We start from the raw sequence: 25,833 nt of genomic DNA, 5'->3' as shown, positions 1-25,833 counted from the left end.
AATGATTCTTCAGGTTGCAACCATTCATCAGTGCTTTCTATGTCCTACCCTACTCAAAATTCTTATTCTAAACAGAAACCGATCGCCATTATTGGTGGCGGTTCAGCCGGATTAACTGCAGCAGCTTTTTTAAGACGACACCAGGTTCCTTTTATCCTATACGAAGCTGGTAAAAAAATTGCTGGACTCGCTTCTAGCTTTCATGACACCGATGGATTTACCTATGACTTTGGCGCACACTTCATTACTAATCGACTGGCAGCAGCGATCGGTATTGGCGCACAGTGCCGTGATGTTAAATACCATGGTGAAAGCGTTCTTGTGGGCGGTAAAACCTATAGCTACCCCTTTGGACTGCTGCAAAATCCTCGTTACTTTGCCAGTGGACTTGCCAGTAAGGTCTTGCCTACGAACGTAGAGCGAATGAATAGCTCAGCAGCAGAGTGGTTCCGTGCTAACTACGGTAAAACCCTAGCCAACGAGGTTGCTATTCCACTCTTAGAGGCTTGGTCGGGTGTATCTGCCTCAGAACTTTCCGCGTCAGTAGGCAGCAAACTGCAAAACACCATTGGTCAAACTTTAAAGCTTAAAACAGCTAGCTATCTAACTGGTCGAGCCGTTGCCTGTGGCTATAGCCACGAAGTTTCAGAAAATTCCCACGTGTGGCACGTTTATCCTGAGGGGGGCGTGGGGTTGCTTTGTCAGCGGTTGGCAACTGGGCTAGAAGATGCCATTCGTCTAGAGTCGCCTGTGGAAGAAATTAATGTGGAGGGCGACCCTTGCGGTAACGGCGGAGCCGCGCGCGTTCAATCTATCCGCGTCAATGGTAGAGAGCAAGCGGTTTCAGCCGTAATTAGCACTGCCCCTTGCCACCTTCTAGCAAAAATGGTTAAGGGCACCGATGCTCTTCAGCCGCTTTCAAAGTTTCGCTATCGCCCTATGAGCTTTGTCAACATGCGCTTTGAAGGTCGAGGTCTACTCAAAGACACTGTCCTTTGGACACCTGAATCAGCGTTTCCATTTTTCCGACTCACCGAAACTGCCCTATCCATGCCCTGGCTTGCACCCTCTGGTAAGACTTTAATTACAGTTGATATTGGCTGTGAAGTGGGCGATGAAATTTGGCGAATGGATGATGACAGCCTCGGCAAGCTCTGTCTCGAACATCTCAAGCCTATTATTCCTAGTGCAGCACAGAGATACCAAGGCTGTCGCGTGCTGCGGACTCCCATTGCCTATCCTGTCTTTCTCAATCAGTACGAGCAAACTCGACAGCATCTCGAACATTCTACTGGTGTAGAAGGACTGCACACCATTGGGCGCAATGGAGAATTTTGCCATAGCCTCATGGAAGACGTTTATTGGCGCACCCAACGCAAAATGCTACAGTTGCTAACTCCTCAGCCCTTGGTTCCGTCCTTAGTATCAGCTTAGTATCAGCCTATTAATTCATTCAGCTTTTTCACCTTCATAAAATCATGACAGTGACTCCCGATCGGGCTATAAAAACTTGCCCAGTTTGCAATAGCACCACTCGAAACTTCCTAGCTATTAATCATTACACGATCCGACGTTGCCAAGTTTGCGCCCATCAATTTGTTGAGATGGAGCCTCGACCAAAGCCTATCGATGAGCCTCACTTGCCAGGAAAAGAAGAGGACTATGCCGATTATCTGGGTGAGGCAAGGTTTCTCAAGCTCAAGGGACAGCACTACGCTCAACTGATGAGTCGATACTTTAAAAGACCTGGACGGATTTTAGACGTAGGGGCAGCGGCGGGATTTATTTTACAAGGATTTATCGATCGCGACTGGAAAGGCAGTGGCATTGAACCTAATGCTGATATGGCAGAGCAGGCTAAGAAATCTGGGCTGCGTGTGGTGCAAGACACGATGGAAGAATTTCGGACGACCGAAAAATACGACCTGATTACTTTTATCCAAGTCATCGCTCATTTTACCAATGTTCAAGAAGCGTTTCGCATTGCTGCCGAAGCCACCCAATCTAAAGGGTTCTGGCTCATTGAAACAGGCAACCGGGATAGCCTCAAAGCACGGCTTTTAGGAGAAAATTGGCAGGTCTATCATCCACCCAGCACCTTACATTGGTTTTCACCCAAGGATTTGAAACGGCTAGCGGCACAATATGGGTTTCAAGAAGTGGTACGGGGTAAACCCCGCAAATGGATCAATGCCGCCCATGCTAAATTTTCACTTCGACAAAAAAAGGGTTCCTTATTAGCTAAGTTAGCGCTGCTACTCCTAGCCTTTGTTCCAAATCGGGTTGCCATTCCTTATCCTGCAACTGATCAGTTCTGGGTAATTTATAAAAAGCTATGGTGATAGCGAAGATGGATAAAGTTAAAGAAACAGGCTGGGTTTTGCCTACGATTCTTCTGATTGGAGTGATCGTTCGGGTCTGGGGACTCAACTTTGGGCTACCTCATACCGAATGTCGCCCCGACGAAACCGCACTCATTTCGCGATCGCTTGGGTTTTTCTCTGGTGATCTTAATCCTCACTTTTTCATTTATCCCACGTTATACATGTATTTGTTGTTTGGGGTTTATGGAGCGTATTATGGCATAGGTCATCTGTTTGGCAGCTATGTATCTACTGACGATTTAATTCGTGAATTTATTTATGATCCCAGTCATCTTTATTTGATTAACCGATGTTTGTCTTTAAGCTTTGGTGTGATGACGATCGCAGTCGTTTATTTAATGATTCAAAAGTTGGTTGATCGACAAGCAGCAGCGATCGCATCATTATTCCTCAGCCTGACATATCTTCATGTCCGCAACTCTCACTTTGGTGTTACAGATGTTGTCCAAACTTTCCTGATAGTCACTGCGGTTTTGTTCATTCTTCAGATCTCTGAAACCGATCAATCGGCTAAAGCTGCCTTTCAAACCTATCTGTATGCTGGCATTTTCTCAGGGCTTGCTTTCTCTACAAAATATACGTCATTGCCCTTAATTGGAACCTTACTAATCGCGCATTCGCTGAAGGTCATTCAAGAGCAGAAAGGCTGGAAAAGCAAGATCGTTGATAATCGTAGTTTAGTTCGTTCTACCCAGGTAGGACTGGTTCTAGTAGGGGTAATTTTATTGACGGGAGCGATCGCTCTAACACCCGACTTCGTTACCCAATACCTCACTGTTGATGGCAACCTTGAGAACCCTGAACGCTTACCTGCTCTTCAAAAAATACTGAGTATTCTGGGAGGATCGTCTCTAACGTTATCTGTTTTAGTAAAGGCTTTTCAGTTCTTTGCCGCCTTACTAGAGCCTCATCTTTTTACCTTTTTCGGGGGGTTCTTAGCTGCTTTTTTTGTTGGCACTCCGTTCGCACTGCTCGATCCTAAAGTTTTTGTGGCAGAGTTTTCCAGCGTGATTCACTCTGCTACCCAAAGCACCCCTGATCGTTACTTAGGAACAGGATTAGGATATCACTTTCAGTTTACATTGCCGCTGGGCTTAGGCTGGTGTTTGTTTGTTGCCGCACTGCTGGGCATCATTGCAGCGTTCAAGCTCAATATCATCCGGGCAACCATTTTATTATCGTTTCCAGCGACCTATTATCTCCTGGTGGGAAGTAGCTTTGTCGTACCATCGCGGTACATGGTTCCGGTTGTACCCTTTGCTTGTATGACGGCTGCAATTTTTGTGACGATGCTAATTGAACAGTTGTCTAAATGGCAGTTACTCAAGCAGTTACCCATGCGATCGCCAGAGAAATCTTTAGCCCTCTTATTGACCACTCTGATCATTTTTCAGTCGGCTCAGGCGGTCGCCCAATCCGATCGCCTGTTCGCCACTTTAGATAATCGGGTCGAGGCGGCTGAATGGTTGCGTCAAAATGCGTCTCAGAATAGCTCAATTTATCAAACGGGTCTTATCTATGGTCAAGTCATGCCAGATCGATCGCTTAGGCAGGTCATTGAACAATTAAAATCACCTCAAATCAATGGTTCAAAATCTTTAATAGCTCAGCTTCAGTCGATACAGAATGATGAAGTAGAGTACTATCTCCAATGGGATTATGATTTCAATGAAAATGGGTTTTACTTTGCCCAAGAGCCTCAGAACAGACTGCCTGATTTTATCATTGTGCAAGAAAATGCTGTTGATTCAGAAGAGCGTTTAGAGGCAAGCATTGCTGAAACTATTCAAAAATCCTATGTTCTCAAGCGATCGTTTGAGGCAATGGAAATTGATGATCCCCAGAACCGTTTTGATCAACAAGATGCTTTTTACCTGCCTTTTTCTGGGTTTAAAAATGTTCGTAGACCCGGTACAAATTTGTACATCTACCAGTTAATTAATGAGGTTTGAGAAGGGACAACTGATGTTCTAGGCACCGTGCTCAGGCTCTGAAAAATAGACACAGGCAAAGGAAAGAATCAATCGATGCTTCAGCAGCACATCAGCTTAGCGTAAAGGTTACAGGTGGAAAATCCGACAGCGGAATGACTTTTCCGACTACTCGGCTTTCTGTATATCCGGCTGAGTGTAGAGCCTTGAGACAAACGATCGCTTGTTCTGCTGGAACTGTTGCTAATAGTCCGCCCGATGTTTGCGGATCGAACAGCAGCGGATACAGCGGATGACATTCAATCTGACCGAGATTGTGAATGCATGAAGCAACTTGTAAGTTTTGTGGATGGAGAGAACTGAGAATTCCTTTTTGAATAGTTTCGTAGGCACCTGGCAATACGGCGATCGCGTCAATCTGTAGCTCTACTGCCACGTTAGAAGCCCGTACCATTTCTACCAAATGTCCTAATAGCCCAAACCCTGTTACGTCCGTACAAGCCGTAACACCATGGGTTCGCAAACACTCTGCTGCACCTTGGTTGGAAAGTAGCATAGATGCGATCGCCGCCTCAATCCATCGTCCTTTGGCTTGCAGTCGCATATCCGCCGCAAACAGAGTGCCTGTCCCTAGCGCCTTCGTTAAAATTAAAACCTGTCCCGGCTTCATGTCGCTTTTACGCCAAATTTTTTCAGGATCAGCTAAACCATTGCACGACAGACCTAAAGAAAGCTCTGCTCCTTCTGTGGTGTGCCCACCTATTAGCATTGCCTGAGATTGATTGAGGACTTTAAGGGTGCCTGATAAAAGCTGGTAGAGCATTTCCTCTTGTTTCAGTTCTGAGGCATACGGGAGAGTGGCGATCGCTAAGGCACTCTGCGGCATTGCCCCCATTGCAAACAAATCGCTCAGACAATGATTGGCGCAAATCTGCCCAAATAAAAACGGATCATTAACCAACGCCCGAAAATGATCAACCGTCTGCACCATCACCTTTCCTAGCGGAACCGTCACCACTGCTGCATCATCTGTTGGCGCTAACCCCACTAACACATCATCCCGCTCAACCCGCCCTGATCCAAGCCGCGCCAACACCTTCCCCAGCACTGCCCCACCCACCTTAGAGGCACAGCCAGCACAGTGCATTGGCATCTCTACCGATGGCTGATTCTCCCGGCTTTCCATCGTCAAATTCCGAAACTGATCCATAAACTTTTGGTCGATGCCATCTTTCCAGCGCCAAAGCCACGGATGAAGCGGTAGCCGCACTGCACCCCAAGATGCCAACGCCCGACGATCGCCCGTTCCGAGTAAAATCAAAAAGTCCTTCTGCGGCACAAAAGACTTCAACGGCTGGGATAAAAGCGACCCTTGCGGTATCTGCACAGCGCGCCGTAAGTTTTCTGCCAAAGGTTTGCCCTGTCGCACGGCAAACACCCCAGCCTTGGGTCGAGCCTGGTGAACCATCGTCGCCACATCCCCCGCCGCGAAGATTTGCGGATGAGAAATTGACTGAAGCTGATCGTTCACTAAAATAAAGCCCCGCTCATCTGTGGCTAATCCAGACGCTTTCAGCCAGGGAGCCGCCGCCGCTTGGGTCACCCAGAAAATGCGATCGCACGCCACTGTCAACCCCGACTCACAGTGAACCGATGCTGCCTTGATCTCTGTAACCGATTGCTGCAAATGAATGTGAACGCCCCGCTGTGCCAGCAGCTTTTGAACTTGACGACTCACCCCCAGATGACGTTCTGGCAAAAGGCGATCGCCCCGATGAAACAAATGCAATTCCAGGTGAGAGGTTGGCTGTCCCGCTTGACTTAAAATCCTCAGGAGCCGTGCCTGGATATTAAACGCTAACTCTACGCCTCCGGCTCCACCGCCTACGATCGCTACCTTAATTGACCGTTCAGGATTTTGAGTCGTCTCCGCCACTAGCTGATCCCAGCGCGTTAAAAACTGCGAAATTGGCTTGACGGCGATCGCATATTCTGCCGCACCTGGAACTGTTATTGCTGCCGGATTGCTGCCAATGTCAATCGAAAGTAAGTCAAAGGCGATCGGCGGATGGTCTTGCAACAGCACCTCATGGGTCACGTCATTAAATCCTATTGCCTGATCCACAATCATTCGCACCTGTGCAAACTGGGTCAATGGACGCAGATCAATATGGCAAGCATCAAAGTCATACAGTCCGGCAACGTACCCCGGTAACATTCCAGAGTAGGGCGTGTGCGACACATCTGTAATCAGCGTCAGTTGCACACCCGCAACAGGATTCATACCAAATTGTTTGAGCGCGATCGCATGGCTATGACCACCGCCAAGTAGCACCAGGTCTTTACGAATAGGAACTTGCATTGAACTTGTGCTTAGAAGCTATAAAGGTGAGCAAGAGGCTGTTAACAGAATGGGTTTTAGCAGAATACACGCGGCTTAGGCTAGTATGGCGGTTGGATTTTGGTCATCTACTCAAGAGCAAGAGGCAATGATGGAAAAAATTGGTCACTACGCGCCAGATTTCGAGATCCCTGGAATTGATGATACCGTACACCACTTGGCTCGATACCTGGAGAAATTCCAGGCGGTGGGGGTAGTCATGATGTGCAACCACTGCCCTTACGTTCATCTGTATGTCGATCGGCTCAAGCAAATTCAAACTGACTTCCAAAGCCAGGGCTTCACCCTAATTGGTATCAATGCCAACGACGAGCAGCAATACCCCGCTGATAGTTTTGAAAAGATGAAAACTTTCGCTCAAGAAAAAAGTCTTAACTTTCCTTATTTGCGAGATGTTACGCAAGATGTCGCCCAGAGTTTTGCCGCCGAACGCACTCCCGAAATATTCATTATCAATCGCTCTGGTATTATTTGCTACAACGGTGCAGTGGATGACAATCCGCAAAATCCAGGCGCAGTTAAAGTCAATTACGCCAGGGATGCGATCGCCCAACTCCTGTCTAATCAAACCATTGTAAATTCAGCAACGAGTGCGATCGGTTGCTCTGTTAAATGGCGCAAGTAGTTTCAGTAAGAGGTAGCAACTCACTAATCAAGTTCACGTTACAAAAACGGGCGTATAAAGCCCCACAGTTTTGCAAAATATCTTTCTGCTGTTATCTTTTAGTTGAATGAGAACTCTAGAGCTAGAAGAACCAACACTACATGGGCTTAACTTACCAGCGGATCTTGCTGAAACTAAGCGGTGAAGCATTGATGGGCGATCTCGCCTACGGAATCGACCCTATCATTGTTCAAGGCATTTCCCAAGAAGTGAAAGACATTGCAAAACAGGGCGTAGAAATTGCGATTGTAGTTGGGGGAGGCAATATTTTTAGAGGGGTCAAAGGCGCAGCCGCTGGGATGGATCGGGCAACCGCAGACTATATTGGCATGATCGCGACCGTCATGAACGCCATGACGATTCAAGATGCTCTAGAGCGCGATGGCGTTCCCACCCGCGTAATGTCTGCGATCGAAATGAAAGAAGTCGCAGAACCTTACATTCGCCGTCGCGCCATCCGTCACCTGGAAAAAGGTCGAGTCGTCGTTTTTGGTGCAGGCTCAGGCAATCCCTTCTTCACAACCGACACTACCGCAGCCCTCAGAGCGGCAGAAATTAATGCTGAGGTAGTTTTCAAAGCCACTAAGGTTGATGGGGTCTATGACTCAGACCCGAAGGTCAACCCTAATGCTAAACGCTATAAAAGCTTGACCTTTAATCATGCCATCACCCAAGATTTGCGAGTGATGGATACAGCGGCGATCTCTCTGTGTAAAGATAATCATATCCCTATTATTGTGTTCGACCTCTCTGTTCCAGGAAATGTGCGTCGAGCTTTGCTAGGGGAATCAATTGGAACGTTCGTGGGAGAGTCTTGTGAAATTATCTGAAGTTGAAAGCCATATGCAGAAGGCAGTTGAGTCTACTCAACGCTCCTTCAATACGATTCGTACTGGGCGCGCTAATGCCGCCATCCTCGATCGCATCTCTGTAGAATATTACGGCACTCCAACCCCGCTGAAGTCGCTTGCGGGCATCAACACCCCTGACTCTAGTACCATTACCATTCAGCCCTACGATCGCAGCGCGATGGCACTCATCGAAAAAGCGATTTCTCTGTCTGACATTGGTTTAACGCCCAACAACGATGGTTCTACCATTCGGCTCAATATTCCGCCTTTAACGAGCGATCGGCGTAAAGAACTGGTCAAAGTTGCCGCCAAATTTGCCGAAGAGGGCAAAGTTTCCATCCGCAACATCCGCCGAGATGCCGTTGATGCAGTCAGGAAACAAGAAAAAGCGGGCGACTTGCCTGAAGATGAATCCCGTGATTTGCAAGACGGCATCCAAAAATTGACCGATAAGTATGTTAGCAAGGTTGACCAAGTCTTAGGTGAAAAAGAGAAGGACATTATGACGCTTTAAATGTGAAGGGTACTTAATCCTTTTGAAAACTTTCCGGTTGGAACCGCCCTTTTCCGTAGGAAGAGGGCAGTTGCAAAAAACCGAGTAAACTTGGCGCACTTAGGAGTGAAGCTGAATGTACGACTGCATTATTGTGGGCGCGGGGCCAGCAGGCGGTTCTGCCGCCTACCATCTAGCAAAAAAAGGACGCTCTGTCCTCATTCTAGAAAAAGAGTCTTTACCTCGCTACAAGCCCTGCGGCGGCGGTGTTTCGCCTCAAGTCGCCCAATGGTTTGACTTTGATTTCTCGCCCGTCATTTCTCTCAAAGTCTCGTCCCTTCGTTTTACCTGGAAAATGGGCGATCCGGTCGATGCCAACCTGGAAAATACGGAACCGATTTGGCTGGTGCGGCGCGATCATTTTGATCATTTTCTGGTGCAAAAATCTCAGGAGCAAGGCGCAGAGCTAAGAGACAGCACCGAAGTTAAGGGGATTCAGTGGCAGGGCGATCGCTGGCTAGTTAATACCGCTGATGGTGCCGTTGAAGGTCGCTACCTTGTGGCTGCCGATGGCGCTAAAGGCATGATGGCAAATTGGCTAGGGTTTAAAGACCGCAAACGCCGTCTTGCCGGGGCGCTGGAAGCTGAAGCTTCGGCACAAATTACCGGGACTCAAGCCGTTCACTTTGAGTTTGGGATGGTCAAAAATGGCTATATTTGGAATTTTCCTAAAGCTGATGGTTACTCGATTGGCATCGGCACCTTCCGGGGGGGCGACCAAAAGCAAGACTTCAAAGCCATTTTGGCAGAATACGCCACCTTATTTGGCATCGATATGAAAACGACCAAACAGTACGGGCATCCTATCTGTTTATGGGATGGGAACCAAAAGCTGCATACTCAGAACGCGCTGCTGGTCGGAGAATCTGCCTGTGTGGTTGATCCGATGACTGCTGAGGGAATTCGTCCTTCAATTTTTACAGGAGTTAAAGCGGCAGAGGCAATTGATGGGGCGATCGCGGGGAACGCCAACGCTCTAGAGGAATACACCAACATTATCAACACCGAATGGGGTGAGGATATGGCGTGGGCGCAACGGCTCGCAAGCGTGTTCTATCGGGTTCCTGGCGTAGCGTACAAGGTAGGAATCAAACGTCCTTCTGCCTCTGAGAAAATGGCTAAAGTGCTGTGTGGCGAATTGCGCTACGCCGATGTGGCGAATCGGGCGTTAAAGCGATTAAGTTCTGGATTAATTCCAGGAATGGGGGGCTGAAAAACGGTTAAACGACAAGCTGCTAGTTACAAGCTAAAATAAGCTCCAAGTAAAGAGCGGTAATTTTGATGCTGTTCAGCCCTCCTCCCAAACTCATCGGTGAAAAGCGTTTGACTTTTCGAGATCTCGACTGGCACTCCTTTCGACAGGTTAAATGTTTGCTAACTGAGCGCACTCATGCCCGTTTTACCTACGATAATGGAGTGCTAGAAATTACCATGCCCTTGGAAGGACATGAGCGCTTTGCAAGATTGATTGAGCGGTTTATCTTGATTCTTGTGGTTGAGATGGGAATGAAAATCAAGACAATGGGATCGACCACATTAGAGCGAGAAGATTTACTCAAAAGTGCAGAGCCAGATAATGGTTACTACATCCAAAACTGCTCTTTAGTGGCTGATCATGAAATTAACTTGAATGTTGACCCAGCGCCCGATTTAGTCGTAGAAGTCGATATTACTAATACGGATCTCAATAAAAACACGCTCTATGCCATGATGGGCGTGCAAGAGTTTTGGCGGTTTAATGGTCATCTATGGAATATCCTGAAGCTGCAAGATGGGAGATATGTCGAGTGCGATCGCTCACCCATATTTCCCATTACGGAGAAAACTGATCTCTACCAGTTTTTAGAAACAGCTTTACTCGACGAAGTAGCTGCAGAAATCAACTTTCGCCAATGGGTGCGACAGCAGGATACTAAAAAATACCAGGCTTGAGATAGCTTTGAGCGGTCTGCACCAAATTAGTTGCCTAATCTTCAATCACTGCCGTGCGATCGAGCAGTAGCAAGCTCCGTAGCTGATCGGTTCCCAATTCCGTCAACCAGCTTTCGCCTGCGCCAACTACTTGTTCAGACAGCGCCTTTTTGCTTTCAATCAGTTCGTGAATGCGCTCCTCTAAGGTGCCAGTGCAAACAAACTTATGCACCTGCACGTTGCGGGTTTGTCCAATTCGGAAGACGCGATCGGTGGCTTGATTTTCGACTGCCGGGTTCCACCAGCGATCGAAGTGGAAGACATGGTTGGCACGAGTCAGGTTTAAGCCCACACCACCCGCTTTAAGGGAAAGAATAAAGATGCGGGGCGCCTGGGGATCGTTTTGAAAGCGATCGACCATTTCTTCGCGCTGCTTTTTAGAAGTGCTGCCATAGAGATACAGCACTTCTCGGTTGAAGCGTTGATGCAGATGAGCCTGAAGCAATTTTCCCCATTCGGCAAACTGCGTAAAAATCAGACAGCGATCGCCCTCTGCGAGAACTTCTTCAAGCATTTCTTCCAAACGCTGCAACTTTCCTGAATGCACCTGAAGCGCTGTGTCTCCCAATTCACCTTTGGGGGAACCGCCTTTCAGTAAACCTGGATGATTGCAAACTTGCTTCAATCGCACTAGCAACGCCAAAATTAACCCATGGCGCTGGATTCCCTCTGCTGATTCAATATCGACCAAAGATTGATCGACTAATTTCTGATATAAAGCCGCCTGCTCTGCCGTCAAACCGCAGAATACCGTCATTTCTTGCTTATCAGGCAAGTCTTGAATGATGGAGCGATCGGTTTTAAGACGACGGAGGATAAAGGGCTGAACGAGTCCGCGTAAGGTCTGTAATGAAGCCGTATCGCCGTAGCGCTCAATGGGAATAGCAAACCGCCGCTGGAAGAAGTTGCGCGGTCCTAAGTAGCCAGGGTTTAGGAAATCGAGAATTGACCAGAGTTCGGACAGGCGGTTTTCAACGGGGGTGCCCGTTAAAGCAATCCTGAACTGGGTTTCGAGTTGGCGGACGGCTTGGGATTGCTTGGCTTCTGAGTTTTTGATGTTCTGTGCTTCATCCAGCACAATGCCTTGCCATTTGACAGTTTGCAGGTCTTTCGTATCTCGATGAACCAGGGAGTAACTGGTAATAATTAAATCTTGACCCTTGACGACTTTGGCAAACGCTTTGCCCTGAGGACGACGATCGCCATGGTGCAGCATCACTTTTAGGCTAGGCGCAAACTTTTTCAGTTCTCGCTCCCAATTGCCGAGCACAGAAGTGGGACAAACCAATAGCGTCGGATGCTCTAAGACCGCTTCAGCCTTTAGGTGTAGCATTAGGGTAATCAGTTGAATTGTTTTGCCCAATCCCATATCGTCTGCTAAGCAAGCGCCCAAGCCCCAGCGCTCTAGAAACGCCAGCCAGGATGCACCTCGCACTTGGTATGGACGCAACTCCCCTTGAAAGGTATCAGGAATGGCGATCGCCTCTACATTTTGATTGCCTGAAGTCAGCGCATTAATCAGTTCTTGCAGGGCACCGTTTGCCTCAAAGCCTACTACTGGGAGCTTTTCGACCATTTGCGTATCGCCCGTACTAATCCGCAGGGCATCTTCCAAAGAAAGCGCCATCTGATCTTTGCGGCTCTCAAAGAAAGTCTGTGCTGCTTTAACATCTTGCTGCCGTAGCTCTACCCACTCGCCGTTGATCTCAACGAGGGGCGAATTCAAATCGACCAAGCGATCGAACTCTGCTTTCGATAAGCGCTGTCCGCCGATGGTCAGTTCCCACTTAAAATTCAGCAAGCTCTGCAAGCCCAAGCGCTGATTTTTCTTGAGAGTTGGGGTTTCTGCCTGAACTCTTAGCCCCAAACGGTTTGCCCAGCCCTGCTGATTAGACAAACTGGGCGGCAAAACTACGCCAAATCCACTGTCTTGCAACCGCCAAGCCATTGACTTAAGGAACTCGTAAACCTGCATCGGGTTCAGCCGACAAGCCTGGGGCTGCGGCACATGCAAACTAGGTTCTATCAACGGATACAGACGAGAAGCTAACCCCAGACCTGCCAGCAAGCTTTCTTGAGGTTGTTCGATCGATCGCCCCATGTACTTAAGGTGATCAACGGGGTTATTCCAAACTGTGCGAGCGCCAACTAAAAATTCTGGATCATCGATCGCCTGTAAAAAGTATTCCAACATCCATTCGCTCTGTCCGGGTGCAGGCGGATTCAGATAAAAACAGGTGCGGAAAGAGGCAAGTTGTGGGGTGAGATGCTGCTGAAGTGGCTCAATCCATTGAGCTAGAGCAGACTCTAGGCGCTCACTTTTTTCCTCCATTGATTTTTGTCCTAACGCTTGCAGCCATTCGCGTAGGGGCAAATCTTTGGGGATCGCGCTTGGCACTGGCGTTTGGACAGCGATCGCCCGAACTTGTGCCGCGATCGTGCTGTTCAAAAAATCAAAAATTAACCCTTGCGACGGCGCGATCGAGACATCAAGTTCTGAATCATGATCCGCAGTCGTTCCATACGCCCGACAAGCTCCTGGCATCTGCCGACAAAATCGATCAAAATGTGCCTGATCGATCGCGCTATCTAACAACACTTGCCACCGCACAACCCCGTTTTCTAAAATTGGCAAAAACTTGGCGCGTGCCGACAAATCTAACTGCCATCGCGCAATGTGTGACCAGAACCGCAAGTCATCGCCTAGCCAAGAATTCTCATCATCTAAAACCGAGCTTAAGGGAAGAGATTGGAGAAACTGCAATGCTTCGATCGCCGTTAGCCGTATCCCCTGAACTTGCCATGAGAACAGATCTAAAGAAAGATGAGCATCTTCTTCGCTGGAGGCAGAATGCTGAGGAAGAGCAGTATTCTCAAACCGTTGAGTGGGAACCGTAAACCCGATCGCCTGCCATCGCCTAGAAGCCTCCGCAGAAGCGAGGGGTGCTGTCTTCCGTTTACGAGTGCCAGGTTGTCCGGCGGCGACTAATTCTTGCAGCGGAAACTCGGCAACATCCCAGGTGAGAGATTGAGCGGCGTGGAGCGATCGCAGTAACTCCCGCAATTCCTCCTCAGCCATTGCAAAGGGATGAGGAATACTGGAAGATGCGATCGGGATCTCGATGGGGTCAATTCTGCGCCAGGTTTCTCCCCAAACAAAGAAATGCTCCGCAGCTTCGGAAGCCTGAGATTGGGAAATCCAACTGCCGTGTAGAATTGCCATGCTGGGTCTAAATCCTTAGAGCGGTCTGAGATTAGAGAACAACGGTGAGATTCAGGAAGACGAGACAATGCAATTACCGATTCAGACAACTCTTAAAGACGGCACTCGAATTGAGCTCGACGAAATGAGTGGGGATGAAAAAGAAGATGTTAGAGCATTGCTTAACATAGTCATCATTGAAGGACAAACCTATCCGCAAGCGCAGCCATTGAGTGAAGAGGAGTTTGCAGCTTACTGGATGAGTCAAGATACATTTGTCGTCAGGTTAGTGGACGATTCGGCAGGAAGAACAAACTTGAGAGAGAAGATTTGGGGAGCGTTCTATCTTAGACCTAACTTCCCCGGACGATGCAGCCATATCTGCAATGCTGGATTTATTGTACAACCTTCAGCGCGAGGGCTGGGGATTGGACGATATATGGGAGAAACGATGCTGGCGATCGCCCGTGCTAAAGGCTATACCGCCGTCATGTTCAATGTCATTTTCTCGACCAATACTCCCTCCCTTAACCTTTGGAAATCCCTAGATTTTTCGATTGTTGGAACTATTCCCAACGCCGTTAACTTCATCGACGGAAAGAAGGCAGATGCCGTGATTATGTATCGGGCGTTGGAATAATGCGATCGGCGGTAGACTTTCTGCTTAAACTTTCTGTTCTAGACAGCAGCAGCCTCTCTAGCCGCAGTTGCCTCATCAGGATGAATTCCCAATCGGGTCAAGTTCACTCGCCCCCGACCATCAATTTCACGGATTTTGACGATCACCTCATCGCCAATTCCCACCTCATCTTCCACTTTACCCACGCGGTAATCGGCAAGCTGAGAGATATGAATCATGCCTTCTTTATTAGGCAGGAATTCTACGAATGCGCCAATCGGAATAATCCGCACCACACGACCCACATAGACATCGCCTGCACTCAGCTTACGAGTCATGCCTTCAATAATGGCGCGCGCTTGTTTTGCCTTGCTCCCATCCACTGCCGAAATCGTCACGGTGCCATCGTCTTGAATGTCGATCTTGGCTCCAGTTTGCTCGGTGATGCCCTTAATATTCTTACCGCCAGGCCCAATCACCATGCCAATAAACTCAGGATCAATTTTGATGGTCAGGAGTCGAGGTGCCCAGGGCGACAGTTCTTCACGGGGCTTGTCGATCGCTTCTAGCATTTTCTCTAAAATGTGCATTCGGGCAGGCTTAGCTTGAGTGATGGCAGCCGCGATCGTCTCTAGGGGCAAGCCAGAGATTTTCATATCCATTTGCAAGGCAGTGATGCCTGTTTCGGTTCCAGCCACCTTAAAGTCCATGTCGCCCAAGAAGTCTTCAATGCCCTGAATATCGGTCAAAATTCGGACTTCTTCGCCTTCTTTAATCAAGCCCATGGCTGCACCGCTAACGGGCTTAGTGATAGGAACACCTGCATCCATCAGTGCCAAAGTAGAGCCACACACTGAACCCATTGAGGTAGACCCGTTGGAGGAAAGAACCTCGGAAACAACGCGGAGAACGTAAGGGAATGCTTCTCTAGGAGGAAGGACGGGAACTAAAGCGCGTTCTGCTAGAGCACCGTGACCCACTTCGCGCCGACCAGGCGATCGCATGGGGCGAGTTTCTCCAACTGAGTATGGCGGGAAGTTGTAGTGGTGCATATAGCGCTTATGCTCATCAGGATGCAGATCATCCATGTCTTGGGCATCGCCAGGAGTACCCAGAGTGGCGATCGACAAGACTTGGGTCAGCCCCCGATTAAACAGTCCACTGCCATGAACCCGCTGCGGCAAAACCTGAGTACGGCAAGAAATAGGACGAACTTGATCAAGTTTGCGTCCATCAACCCGCACATTGTCGTCCACAATTTGCTTGCGCATCAGCTTTTTGGTGACGCTCTTAAACGTGTTGCCTAATGCTTTAGGATTGCTACTAGCCGCGACCCGAATCGCATCTTCTTCAGATAACTCGGCGATCGCATCCACAATTGTCGCCTTGACCCCATCTAGCTTTTCATCCCGCTCAGGCTTCGTTAATTCAAACTCCGCCAGGATTTGCTTGACTGCATCTGTGGCTCGGGCGGTAATAAAATCTTCTAGAGTCGGGTCAACAACGGGAGCCTCTTCAGTGACTAGCTCAATTCCCAACTCTGCCATCAGGTCGCGCTGCGCCTGAATCAAATCACGCACGACTTCATAACCAAAGTCGATCGCTTCAATCACATCTTGCTCAGGCAGTTGGTTTGCACCAGCCTCAATCATGATTACGCCATCAGGAGAGCCAGCTACGATCAAATCTAGGTCGCCTGATTCAACTTCGGCATAGGTTGGGTTAATAATAAAGTCATCGCCTACTAGCCCAACTCGGACAGCTGCCATAGGTCCATAAAAGGGAATTCCGGCTAGCAAAGTGGCGATCGAAGCACCTGTAACTGCCAGTACATCTGGCGGAACCGCTTCATCCATTGACATTGTGGTTGCAACAATTTGAATATCATCCCGCAGCCACCCTGGAAAAAGGGGACGCATGGGGCGATCGATCAGCCGACTAATCAGCGTTGCTCGCTCCGGCGGACGACCTTCGCGCCGCAAAAAACCACCCGGAATCCGACCGGCTGCATAAAGGCGTTCTTCATAGTCTACGAGCAGCGGTAGAAAATCAATTCCTTCACGTCCAGCAGCTCTTGTAGCGGTCACTAGTACTGACGTTTCGCCCGATTCAATCAACACAGAACCGCCTGCTTGCGGTGCAAGCAGACCTACGGTGAGCCTAATATCCCTTCCAGCGTAGGATATTGACTTTGTTATTTCATTCACCATGAAGCGCTCAATCCTTATTACTTATGTCCTTTTTTTCTTCTCAGGCTATGGTAGCACTCATCTTCTAACAAGGATCTGAGGGCACAATTTACGCTAAACGTTGATACATTTTTTAGCAGAAGTTTGCAGTTAAGCATTTATACTTAACATTACGACTTACTACAGATCGAGGGAGATTCAGCCTGAGAATCCTTAGGTTGAATCATTAGGTTAAAAAGATCAGATTCACCTGAGGGGCAATCTGTCTTAAGATTGTCGTAAGCATTGAGTGTTTTAAAAGCGCCCGTTGATCACACCAAATTAGGAGGAATTTCTTATGGCATTAGTGCCAATGCGACTACTGCTGGACCATGCCGCCGAGAATGGCTACGGTATCCCTGCATTTAACGTCAACAACCTAGAGCAAATTCGATCCATCATGTACGCTGCACATGAAACGGATAGCCCGGTCATCCTACAGGCATCACGGGGCGCTCGTAACTATGCTGGTGAAAACTTCCTCCGTCACCTAATTTTGGCGGCGATCGAAACCTATCCTCACATTCCTGTAGTCATGCACCAAGACCATGGCAACGAGCCTAGCACTTGCTACTCTGCTATGAAGAACGGCTTCAGCAGTGTCATGATGGATGGCTCCTTACAAGCAGACGCTAAAACTCCTGCAAGCTACGATTACAACGTTTCGACAACTCTAGAAGTCGTCAAAGTCGCCCATGCTATTGGAGTCAGCGTTGAAGGTGAACTGGGTTGCCTCGGTTCTCTCGAAACGGGTAAAGGCGAAGCCGAAGATGGTCATGGGTTTGAGGGTGAGTTGGATCACTCCATGCTGTTGACCGACCCTGATGAAGCAGTTGACTTTGTCGAAAGAACCCAAGTTGATGCCTTGGCAGTAGCGATCGGCACTAGTCACGGAGCCTACAAGTTCACCCGCAAACCTACGGGCGAAATTTTAGCTATCAGCCGCATTCAAGAAATCCACGATCGCTTGCCCAACACCCACTTGGTCATGCACGGTTCCTCCTCCGTTCCCGAAGATTTGCTAGCGCTGATCAACCAATACGGCGGTACCATTCCAGAAACCTACGGCGTTCCTGTTGAAGAAATTCAAAAGGGCATCAAGAGCGGTGTGCGCAAGATCAACATCGACACCGATAACCGCTTAGCCATTACTGCCGCAGTGCGCGAAGCCTTGGCGCAAAACACCAAGGAATTTGACCCCCGTCACTTCCTCAAGCCATCGATTAAGTACATGCAAAAAGTGTGCAGCGATCGCTATCAAGAGTTCGGCACCGCAGGCAACGCCAGCAAAATTAAGCAAGTTTCGCTAGAAGATTATGCAGCGAAGTATGCCAAGGGCGAGTTGGCAGCTAAAGTTGCGAAGGCTGCTTTGGGTGTATAGCATCAATTCAGCAACCTGAGCAAAGCTGACGTTTGATCAACTCATTTCGATAAAGCCGAGTGGCACTGAGCGACTCGGCTTTTTTAGTAGAAATTTTGAGATGGGTCATTAGTTTAGAAAGTATGTTCAGTAGGATGGTGCGTTCTGTGTAACGGAATATTTTCAATTTCGATAAAAAAGTGGGTATTTTCTCTGCAAATGACGTTCATTTTGGAAAGAATACACTACAATTCAAAACGTTTCTCATGTACCCCTAAGGGGCAAACCGTATGAATAAAGGTGAATTGGTTGATGCAGTGGCTTCCAAAGCCGAAGTAACCAAGAAGGAAGCTGATGCAGTTTTATCGGCTGCAATTGATTCCATCATGGAAGCTGTGGCAGCGGGTGAAAAAGTGACATTGGTCGGCTTTGGCTCCTTCGAGCCTCGCCAACGAGCAGCTCGAGATGGACGCAACCCCCAAACCGGACAAACTATCCAAATTCCTGCAACCACCGTTCCTGCCTTCTCAGCAGGGAAGCAGTTTAAAGAAATGGTGGCAGAGTAGGCTTTATCACTGTATCTATAGACGAGGGGAATCCATAGACGAGGGGAGTTAGAGCATCAGACAGTCATAAGCTCTGGCTCCTTTTTACACTTTCGCTTATCCACTCACCCCTCTCGTCATACCGACGAATCAACCGCTGTCGGGCAATGGGCAAGCTCTTTGGGAGACTGACAGGCGGACGCAACCAACTGCTCTCTCGAAAGAAGGGGTTCCCCCAGTAATTTGCTTTGGACAAGTGGTGGAAGCGCCATCGGGTAGGAGTAACGTTTGATAAACCTGTCCTTCAATTTCAAACTCTAATGCAGCGCTTTGGGGTGTCTCTCTAAGGTAACGACAAAGGGTCGATCGCCCAGTCTCGTCATGTTGAACCCGGAGCCTGATAAAACCTTTTTTGGCATTGCTGAAGCAAGGTTGGACAATGGTTTACCTAGACTAACCGAAGCATTAAAGGCGCGATCGCGTTGTTCTTCGTTCTGTTCAAGAACCTGTTGCAATTAGTGTCTTAAATTAAGCGCTTTAAATGAATTATTATTGAATTACTTTGTCTAGTTTTTGAAGATCTTAAAATCTTTTGTTGATTGTCTCATTCTCAACCAGGGTGTAGAAGAGTTTAATGACTCTACTAAGCTGAATTACCGTGCGACTCTTCGCACCTTGCTTTAGAATGCTCTGATGAGCTACATTCTGAAGTATCCTGGAACGGTTTGGAGCCTACTCCTGGCTCATCTTGGCATGACGATCCTAACGCTTGCCATCGCTGTTTTAATCGCCTTACCGTTAGCCTTGCTAGTGATTCGCTACCGCTGGCTCAATCTGCCCATTCTAGGAAGTTTAGGCATTCTCTACACAATCCCTAGCCTGGCATTGATCATTTTACTCATCCCCATTTTTGGGTTAAATGTCCGTTCTGTGATTGTAGCGATGGTGGTATATTCCCAAGTTATTTTAGTCCGCAGTTTAGTGGTTGGGTTGCAGTCTATTCAACCTTCCATCCTAGAAGCAGCACGAGGCATGGGGATGAACCTCTGGCAGCGTTGGTGGCAAATTCAAGTGCCGCTGGCGCTACCGATTTTTCTGGCAGGTCTTAGAATTGCCGCAGTAGTGGCGATCGCGACTGGCACCATTGGCGCAAAATTTGGAGCAGGTGGATTAGGGACTCTTTTATTTGAAGGAATTGCTCAAGCCGGACGGGCTGACAAAATTTGGGCAGGGGCGATCGCCGTAACGATCCTCGCGCTTACCCTAAATGGGCTGTTGCTGGTATTGGAAAAGATGACACCTGCTAGAAGGTCGTCTTCTCCGGGGTCGTCTTCTCCGGGGTCGTCTCCTCTAGGTCGGTTTCTTCGAGGACAGATTTTTCTGAAGATATAGACGACAAAGGATGCAAAGTTTCTGTATCCCAGGGATCGTCATCAACGATTTCATGACGGATCCAGGCTCGAAAACTAGACCCAATAGTCGAAAGATTAAACCCTCTCAAGTACGCAGACAAGCTCGATCGCTGGGCAGGAAGCATAGTGACACAAGTCCCACATTAAATGGTAGAAGAAAATACTTGAGCTAGGTCAGTTTGTTCGTATTCTATCTCCTTAATGTTAACAATGGATTGAGAATCAATAATCATTCAAATGGATCATCTTCTATACCAATAACTTCTTGCGAAACCTCTCAATTACTAAATCATCAATTGTTGTCGTCGGTATATATTGCCGCTATAGGATATGTTGATTTAGATTGATCAGTAAGTTACAAAAAAGACTCAGTAATAAAAAATTAGGCAATAAAAACTGATGTAAAAAAACTACTCAGCAAGAGGGGTAGAAAGACTGCCTTGAAAAGGCTGAATTATTCTCTGGAGTGCGCTTAAAGTGATTTCTGTAAGTAATGCTAGTAGCGCCACAGGAATCGCCCCGACCAGTAGAATTGCATTATCGTACAACGCAAATCCTCGGACGATAAATATTCCCAAGCCACCTGCCCCAATAAATGCTGCCAACGTAGCACTAGCGATGACTTCTACCACCGCTGTTTTAATTCCCGTTAAAATTACTGGCAACGCTAAAGGCACTTCAACTTGCTGTAATACTTGTCTGTTGCTCATTCCCATCCCATAAGCTGCTTCCCGAATCATTGGATCAATTGAACGAAAAGCAATGTCAGTACTCATCAAAATAGGAGGCATTACCAATAGTGTTAGAGCAATAACTGCCGATTGAAAGCTCAATCCAAAATAGGGGATTGCTAAAAACAAAATTGCCAAGCTTGGAATAACTCGTAATCCATTAAAGGTATTGATTAGAGCTATAGAAGCAAAGCGCGATCGCGCACTCAAAAGTCCTAAAGGCAGCCCTAGCAACAAACCTATTAACATCGGTACAAGCACCAGAAGTAAGTGTTCTTGCATTGCGGTTAACAAGTCATCAGCATGATTAATTGCGTAATCATAAGCCTGAATAAAAGTGCTCACTTAATGTCCCCACTAGTATAGAAAGAACAGCAAATCTCAGCATAACCTCGATACTTACTGTTCTTTCATTTCTTCCTAAGCAACTGCCATAGTTGGAACTGGCAACACTTGCTATTATTCCTGTCCTAGTTAATGAAAGTATATTTTTGACTGTTAATTCTCACTAGAACTTACGGGATCAGCATTGTTGCGAACTTGCCATGCCAATTCTAAGATCCGCACCCAGCGTTTATGAACTTGCTTGGGAGTGCAGTGCAAGATTTTAGCAATGTCTGAGTCGTTTACTTGCCGCCCTTTGAGCGTGAGTAGCCGCTGTTGATCACCAGAAAGCTCTTGCACAAAGGCTTCCCATTGTTGCTGAGGCATCCCTAGGTTCTGGTCGAGGTCGGCTCCTAGCCATTGATGAACAAGCTGCCAGCGATGGGATCGGGCAAATTTTTCAACATGGTACTTAAAGCGCTGTTGCAAGTAGTCGCGTTGCCGACAAGAGAGCCCCAAAATGTCATCAATTTCAGGGGCAGATAGGTCTTGAAGCTTAAGGGCAAGATAATCGACGCAATCACTTTGTCCTTGTGCTTCCAGGTACTCAGTGAGGTCTTGAATGACCCGATCGCGCACTACTGAATCCGAGGGATCAGTCACATCTGCTACTAGGTGCTCACGAAGCTGCTGCGCCAGAGGCGATCGACTCTGCATTTCAGCTTCTTCGCCCTTAGCCGATTCCATCGCCATTTCTAAATCCATCGAAGTTTCAGGGGGCTGACGGTGAGCAAATCCCTGTGCCCTTAACACAATCAACTGCTGGCTGCGGCGACCGGGTAGGGTAATACGCCGTTTTGCATAATGCTCAGTAAATGCCATATATTCCGCTAGTTCTAAGCGAGTCCGGGGGCTATAGTCTGCCGGAAGCTGATGTTCGCGGCGGAACGCTTTGAGGACTTCGATATAAAAACCTTGTAAGAAATCTTCGATCAGGGTATAACGTGCCCCAAACCCCATTTGAGCTTGGCTCAGCACAATGTGGCGATAAACCATCGTGCTCAGATGGCTATGAAGTTCTATTCGACCGTGTTTTGACCCTAAGCGGTAATAAGTTAAACATTTTTGGACTTTATGACGCGTTAAAGTTAATTGCCAGTTTTGAACCTGTCCAGAGCTTTGAATGCGATCGCTCTTTTCACAAATTCGCTCTACTTCCTCAACCATCCGAGTAATCACCGAGCAGACATTGCTAGAAGGCTTGGGCAAATCAGTTTGAAATTCGGTCAATAAAACTTGTGCTAATTTTGAAACTACTGTGTCACCACTAGCGGCGATCGGTGTCTCAACAGGCGAATGAACGGAGCCGTTTGGCGTGGGGGTGTTGGTATCGAGATTCATAACTTTCCTACGGGTGGATGCATGGCGAAAAGAGAGTTAATGACTGGGGCAATGTGTGCTGCCATTTAACCCGGCTTAAAACCTTAGAACTCAAAACTTGCAGAGTTGTTTCTGCCTTGATGAATTCTTCTACAAGCTTTTTTTTGAAACTGCGGTTAAACCTCGGTTGAGCTATGTCACTTTTCTAGGTGGTTTCCTGATTCGCCAATAAAGACCTGCAAGCAAATGTCCAAAATCCAACTTGAGATCATGATTTTTCTTTGGTGAGAAGGCTTCCCCAGGCAACTGTCTTGTTTATGAGAACTTTAAAATGTTGGGCAGCCAAAGGGGCAATTTTTAATCCGGCTACTGAGAAGAAACATAAAAAAAGTTTTTTCGTGAAGATGCTGCAATTTCTGCTGAGATCGGGAACCTGCCTTCTGGGAAAGTAAGTAAGTTAACTTCATCCCTGAGTTTGGGGCTTTATCCTTCAATCCAATCGGCGATCGCCTCCCAGCCCAGCCCTTGGCGCACGACCTGAGGTTCTGTCTCAGTCAAATCCAAAATAGTAGACATTTGGTAGCCCACAGAGGTTCGTTCATCATCAATAATCAGGTCTACTATTTTGTCGAGTTGATCAAATAGCTCTGCCTGTGACATCTTCGTCTCAGCTTGAGCGGCTGTCGTTGCCGACGTTGAAATAATAGGATTACCTAACGACTGTAGCAACGCCTGAGAAATGACATGATCAGGGACTCGAATGCCCGTTGTTTTGCGTTTTGGATTCATCACTAAACGCGGTACCGCCTTGGTAGCGGGCAATACAAAGGTATAGGGCCCTGGAATCAGGCGCTTGATGAGTCGGTAAGCAGAATCGCTAACCTGCGCATACTCAGAAATATTAGACAGCGAAGAACAGAGAAACGTTAGGGGTTTATCGCTGGAAAGTTGTTTAATTTGCCGTACCCGTTCCACTGCTGACTTAGCATTGAGATCACAACCAATGGCGTACACTGTATCGGTTGGGTAAAGCATGACGGCTCCACTGCGCAACGCATCCCGAATTTTTTCGACCTGACGATTTTGCGGCGTATCGGGATGAAGATTGTAAACAGTAGCCATGATGACCTTTTTTTGAATACCTCTTAGTGAGGCAATGGGCGTATGAAAGTTGCTTATTTAGACTGTCCGACTGGGATTGCAGGAGATATGTGCCTGGGAGCTTTAGTTCATGCTGGAGTTCCTTTAACCTATCTCATTGAGAAACTTGGGCAGTTGGGAATTGCCTCAGAATATAAGCTGTGGGCAGAACGGGTTCTTCGCAACGGGCAGCAAGCCACAAAAGTCCACGTAGACTTAGCTTTGTCTGACAACAGCGATCCCCAGTTTACCTTTGCGCAGTCTCATCAGCACGATAGGCAGAAGCAGGAGCGGCAGAAAGGAGGTAAATCTCTTCAGGATCCTGAGCCACACCACGAGCATGAGCCACACCATGACCCTAAGCCGCACCACGAGCATGGAGAGGAGCAGAGTCACGAGCAGAGGCATGAAACCGCTTCATTAATCCGGCATTTGCCCGAAATTGAGCAGTTGATTCAATCTGCTAACCTGCCCCAGCGTGCAGAGACTTGGAGTTTGGACGTTTTTCGTCGCTTGGCGATCGCTGAAGGCGCAGTACATGGTATCTCTGCCAACCAAGTTCATTTTCATGAGGTTGGAGCGACTGATGCCATTGTTGATATTGTCGGCACCTGCTTAGGACTAGATTGGCTCGGTATCGACCAGCTTTATTGCTCAGCTTTACCCATTGGCGGCGGCACGATTCGGGCGGCGCATGGTCGGCTACCTGTGCCGGCTCCGGCTGTGCTAAAGCTATGGGAAATGCGACAAATTCCCCTATACAGCAATGGTATTAATCGAGAAATGGTCACTCCTACTGGAGCAGCGATCGCCACCACTTTAGCGGTTCAATTTGGCGCACCTCCAGCAATGACCCTTCAGCAAGTTGGATTAGGCGCAGGCTCCATTGATCTAGAAATTCCTAACATTTTGCGGCTCTGGATTGGTGAAACCGAAAGTAGGCTAGCTCAAGTGAACTCTTTTAAACAACACCCTTCCGCTTATGAAGATCAACAAGAATCGGTCACAGTTCTAGAGACTCAACTAGATGACGTTAACCCTCAAGTAATTGGCTACGTCTTTGAGGCACTCTTGGCGGCAGGCGCGTTAGATGTGTTTACCCAGGCGATCGGCATGAAGAAATCGCGTCCTGGCATTCTGCTATCGGTGATTTGTCAGCCACAGCAGGTAGAAGCTTGTGAGGCGATCGTCTTTCAAGAGACAACGACTCTGGGAATCCGCCGCACTATCCAACAGCGAACTGTGTTGAAAAGAGAAATACAAGAAGTGGCGATCGACCATGGAATTATTCGAGTTAAAGTTGCGCGGCAATCTGCCGTGGGCAAAATCCTCAACGTGCAGCCAGAATACGAAGACTGTGCAAAACTAGCTCGCCAAACCCAAATTCCCTGGCAAGAAATTCATCGTCTAGCGCTAGAAGCTTGGTATCAGTTGTCTCGGACGCACTAAAGGCAGCCTGGCTCGGTTGCCCATTTCCTTGCATAAACGTAACTCTGTCCCTTGTTTGTTCCAAAGAACCTGGTCAAAGATCTGGTGAAGAATATAAAGCCCTCGACCACACTCACCAACGTCAGCCAACTCCTGGCTGTTTGAGTCCACCTGAGAGACGCAGCAACAACCCGGAGAAAATCCAGAGCCCTGGTCAGCAATGATCCACCAGCGTTGATTACTTAACGTAAAGAACTTAACTAATACTGTCTTACTCGGATCTAAGTTATTGCCATGCTTAGCCGCATTGACTAAAGCCTCTTGCAAACCTAGATGCAGATCCGGTCGCCACTTTGCGGGGACATCTGCCAAGAGTAGCTCTAGCACAGGACTCAAGTGAAGAGTGGAAGCAAAACTAACTGTACTCCACTTGCGATTGAATGGACGCATCGATGTAGCAATCACTCAAAAATCCTCAGAACTTTAAAGTAGATAGGCTGGAGCACGAACGTCTTAGCTTAACTTTTCTAAGCCTTACTTCCTATGATATCAGAGTCGTTCTTGATTTATATGAAACCAGGCTAAGTTCAGTACCCTTTTTCTGCGAGATTCTCTCCAAAGATGTCATCTGTCCAGGGCGGTATAAAGCTATGAGGCTAAGACCTAAAATATTAAAAGTAATAGATTGATACAAAGTTTTTATGAAGGT

21 protein-coding genes are annotated in these 25,833 nt (G+C 47.8%); 13 read left to right on the top strand and 8 right to left on the bottom strand.

Annotated features, from left to right (window positions below; all coding sequences use genetic code 11):
- The first annotated feature begins 39 nt into the window (after window positions 1–39).
- The 3 genes from KME11_14595 to KME11_14585 are packed head-to-tail and all read left to right on the top strand — an operon-like array spanning window position 40 to window position 4,336.
- Entirely contained in the window at window positions 40–1,434 is a 1,395-nt protein-coding gene (locus tag KME11_14595) for an FAD-dependent oxidoreductase (protein MBW4516436.1), read from the top strand.
- A gap of 44 nt (window positions 1,435–1,478) precedes the next feature.
- Complete coding sequence (locus KME11_14590; protein MBW4516435.1) at window positions 1,479–2,342, top strand: class I SAM-dependent methyltransferase; 864 nt, start codon at window positions 1,479–1,481, stop codon at window positions 2,340–2,342.
- An 8-nt stretch (window positions 2,343–2,350) separates the two neighbouring features.
- Window positions 2,351–4,336, top strand: a complete 1,986-nt coding sequence (locus KME11_14585) for a glycosyltransferase family 39 protein (GenBank protein ID MBW4516434.1) — start codon at window positions 2,351–2,353, stop codon at window positions 4,334–4,336.
- A gap of 91 nt (window positions 4,337–4,427) precedes the next feature.
- On the opposite strand, the gene selD is transcribed toward KME11_14585, so the two are convergent.
- Window positions 4,428–6,677: a selenide, water dikinase SelD gene (selD, locus tag KME11_14580; GenBank protein ID MBW4516433.1), complete on the bottom strand. Its 2,250-nt coding sequence runs from the start codon at window positions 6,675–6,677 to the stop codon at window positions 4,428–4,430.
- A 127-nt stretch (window positions 6,678–6,804) separates the two neighbouring features.
- On the opposite strand from selD, the gene KME11_14575 reads away from it, so the two are divergent.
- The 5 genes from KME11_14575 (at window position 6,805) to KME11_14555 (ending at window position 10,716) form a co-directional block, all read left to right on the top strand.
- Window positions 6,805–7,341: a thioredoxin family protein gene (locus KME11_14575; GenBank protein ID MBW4516432.1), complete on the top strand. Its 537-nt coding sequence runs from the start codon at window positions 6,805–6,807 to the stop codon at window positions 7,339–7,341.
- A gap of 140 nt (window positions 7,342–7,481) precedes the next feature.
- Window positions 7,482–8,210: a UMP kinase gene (gene pyrH, locus KME11_14570; protein ID MBW4516431.1), complete on the top strand. Its 729-nt coding sequence runs from the start codon at window positions 7,482–7,484 to the stop codon at window positions 8,208–8,210.
- The gene (frr, locus tag KME11_14565; protein MBW4516430.1) at window positions 8,197–8,745 is read left to right on the top strand and encodes a ribosome recycling factor; all 549 of its coding nucleotides are present in this window, start codon (window positions 8,197–8,199) and stop codon (window positions 8,743–8,745) included. Before pyrH ends, frr begins: the two co-directional genes overlap by 14 nt.
- Window positions 8,746–8,860: 115 nt before the next feature.
- Window positions 8,861–9,997 carry a geranylgeranyl reductase family protein gene (locus KME11_14560; protein MBW4516429.1) on the top strand — a complete coding sequence of 379 codons (1,137 nt, stop codon included), beginning with the start codon at window positions 8,861–8,863 and terminating at the stop codon, window positions 9,995–9,997.
- 68 nt (window positions 9,998–10,065) lie between these two features.
- Complete coding sequence (locus KME11_14555) at window positions 10,066–10,716, top strand: Uma2 family endonuclease (GenBank protein MBW4516428.1); 651 nt, start codon at window positions 10,066–10,068, stop codon at window positions 10,714–10,716.
- A 34-nt stretch (window positions 10,717–10,750) separates the two neighbouring features.
- Here KME11_14555 and KME11_14550 read toward each other — a convergent pair whose 3' ends face one another.
- On the bottom strand, window positions 10,751–13,978 hold the full coding sequence (locus KME11_14550) for a DEAD/DEAH box helicase (GenBank protein MBW4516427.1): 3,228 nt from the start codon (window positions 13,976–13,978) through the stop codon (window positions 10,751–10,753).
- Between the two features lie 67 nt (window positions 13,979–14,045).
- On the opposite strand from KME11_14550, the gene KME11_14545 reads away from it, so the two are divergent.
- Window positions 14,046–14,597, top strand: coding sequence for a GNAT family N-acetyltransferase (locus tag KME11_14545; protein MBW4516426.1), 552 nt, complete (start codon window positions 14,046–14,048; stop codon window positions 14,595–14,597).
- Window positions 14,598–14,635: 38 nt separating this feature from the next.
- Here the strand turns inward: KME11_14545 and KME11_14540 are convergent, their stop codons facing one another.
- Window positions 14,636–16,783, bottom strand: a complete 2,148-nt coding sequence (locus KME11_14540) for a polyribonucleotide nucleotidyltransferase (GenBank protein MBW4516425.1) — start codon at window positions 16,781–16,783, stop codon at window positions 14,636–14,638.
- Window positions 16,784–17,102: 319 nt separating this feature from the next.
- On the opposite strand from KME11_14540, the gene fba reads away from it, so the two are divergent.
- A complete protein-coding gene (fba, locus tag KME11_14535) occupies window positions 17,103–18,185 on the top strand; it encodes a fructose-bisphosphate aldolase class II (protein ID MBW4516424.1) in 1,083 nt (360 codons plus the stop codon).
- Between the two features lie 269 nt (window positions 18,186–18,454).
- Entirely contained in the window at window positions 18,455–18,730 is a 276-nt protein-coding gene (locus KME11_14530) for an HU family DNA-binding protein (GenBank protein ID MBW4516423.1), read from the top strand.
- Window positions 18,731–18,859: 129 nt separating this feature from the next.
- Here KME11_14530 and KME11_14525 read toward each other — a convergent pair whose 3' ends face one another.
- Window positions 18,860–19,150, bottom strand: a complete 291-nt coding sequence (locus KME11_14525) for a DUF3598 family protein (protein MBW4516422.1) — start codon at window positions 19,148–19,150, stop codon at window positions 18,860–18,862.
- A 252-nt stretch (window positions 19,151–19,402) separates the two neighbouring features.
- Here KME11_14525 and KME11_14520 point away from each other — a divergent pair, with 252 nt between their 5' ends.
- A complete protein-coding gene (locus KME11_14520) occupies window positions 19,403–20,101 on the top strand; it encodes an ABC transporter permease (protein ID MBW4516421.1) in 699 nt (232 codons plus the stop codon).
- 430 nt (window positions 20,102–20,531) lie between these two features.
- Here the strand turns inward: KME11_14520 and KME11_14515 are convergent, their stop codons facing one another.
- The 3 genes from KME11_14515 to KME11_14505 form a co-directional block, all read right to left on the bottom strand.
- The gene (locus KME11_14515; protein MBW4516420.1) at window positions 20,532–21,134 is read right to left on the bottom strand and encodes an ABC transporter permease; all 603 of its coding nucleotides are present in this window, start codon (window positions 21,132–21,134) and stop codon (window positions 20,532–20,534) included.
- A gap of 216 nt (window positions 21,135–21,350) precedes the next feature.
- A complete protein-coding gene (locus KME11_14510; protein MBW4516419.1) occupies window positions 21,351–22,577 on the bottom strand; it encodes a HetZ-related protein in 1,227 nt (408 codons plus the stop codon).
- A 462-nt stretch (window positions 22,578–23,039) separates the two neighbouring features.
- A complete protein-coding gene (locus tag KME11_14505) occupies window positions 23,040–23,678 on the bottom strand; it encodes a threonylcarbamoyl-AMP synthase (protein MBW4516418.1) in 639 nt (212 codons plus the stop codon).
- A 42-nt stretch (window positions 23,679–23,720) separates the two neighbouring features.
- Between KME11_14505 and larC the strand changes: the two genes are divergently transcribed.
- On the top strand, window positions 23,721–25,145 hold the full coding sequence (gene larC, locus KME11_14500) for a nickel pincer cofactor biosynthesis protein LarC (GenBank protein MBW4516417.1): 1,425 nt from the start codon (window positions 23,721–23,723) through the stop codon (window positions 25,143–25,145).
- On the opposite strand, the gene KME11_14495 is transcribed toward larC, so the two are convergent.
- The gene (locus KME11_14495) at window positions 25,110–25,589 is read right to left on the bottom strand and encodes an ATP-binding protein (protein MBW4516416.1); all 480 of its coding nucleotides are present in this window, start codon (window positions 25,587–25,589) and stop codon (window positions 25,110–25,112) included. The genes larC and KME11_14495 overlap by 36 nt on opposite strands.
- Between the last annotated feature and the right edge of the window lie 244 nt (window positions 25,590–25,833).

It is taken from the genome of Timaviella obliquedivisa GSE-PSE-MK23-08B, assembly GCA_019358855.1.
Classification (GTDB): Bacteria; Cyanobacteriota; Cyanobacteriia; order Elainellales; family Elainellaceae; genus Timaviella; species Timaviella obliquedivisa.
The sequence above is the reverse complement of the archived record's forward strand: the minus strand, read 5'-3'. Positions and strand labels throughout refer to the sequence as shown.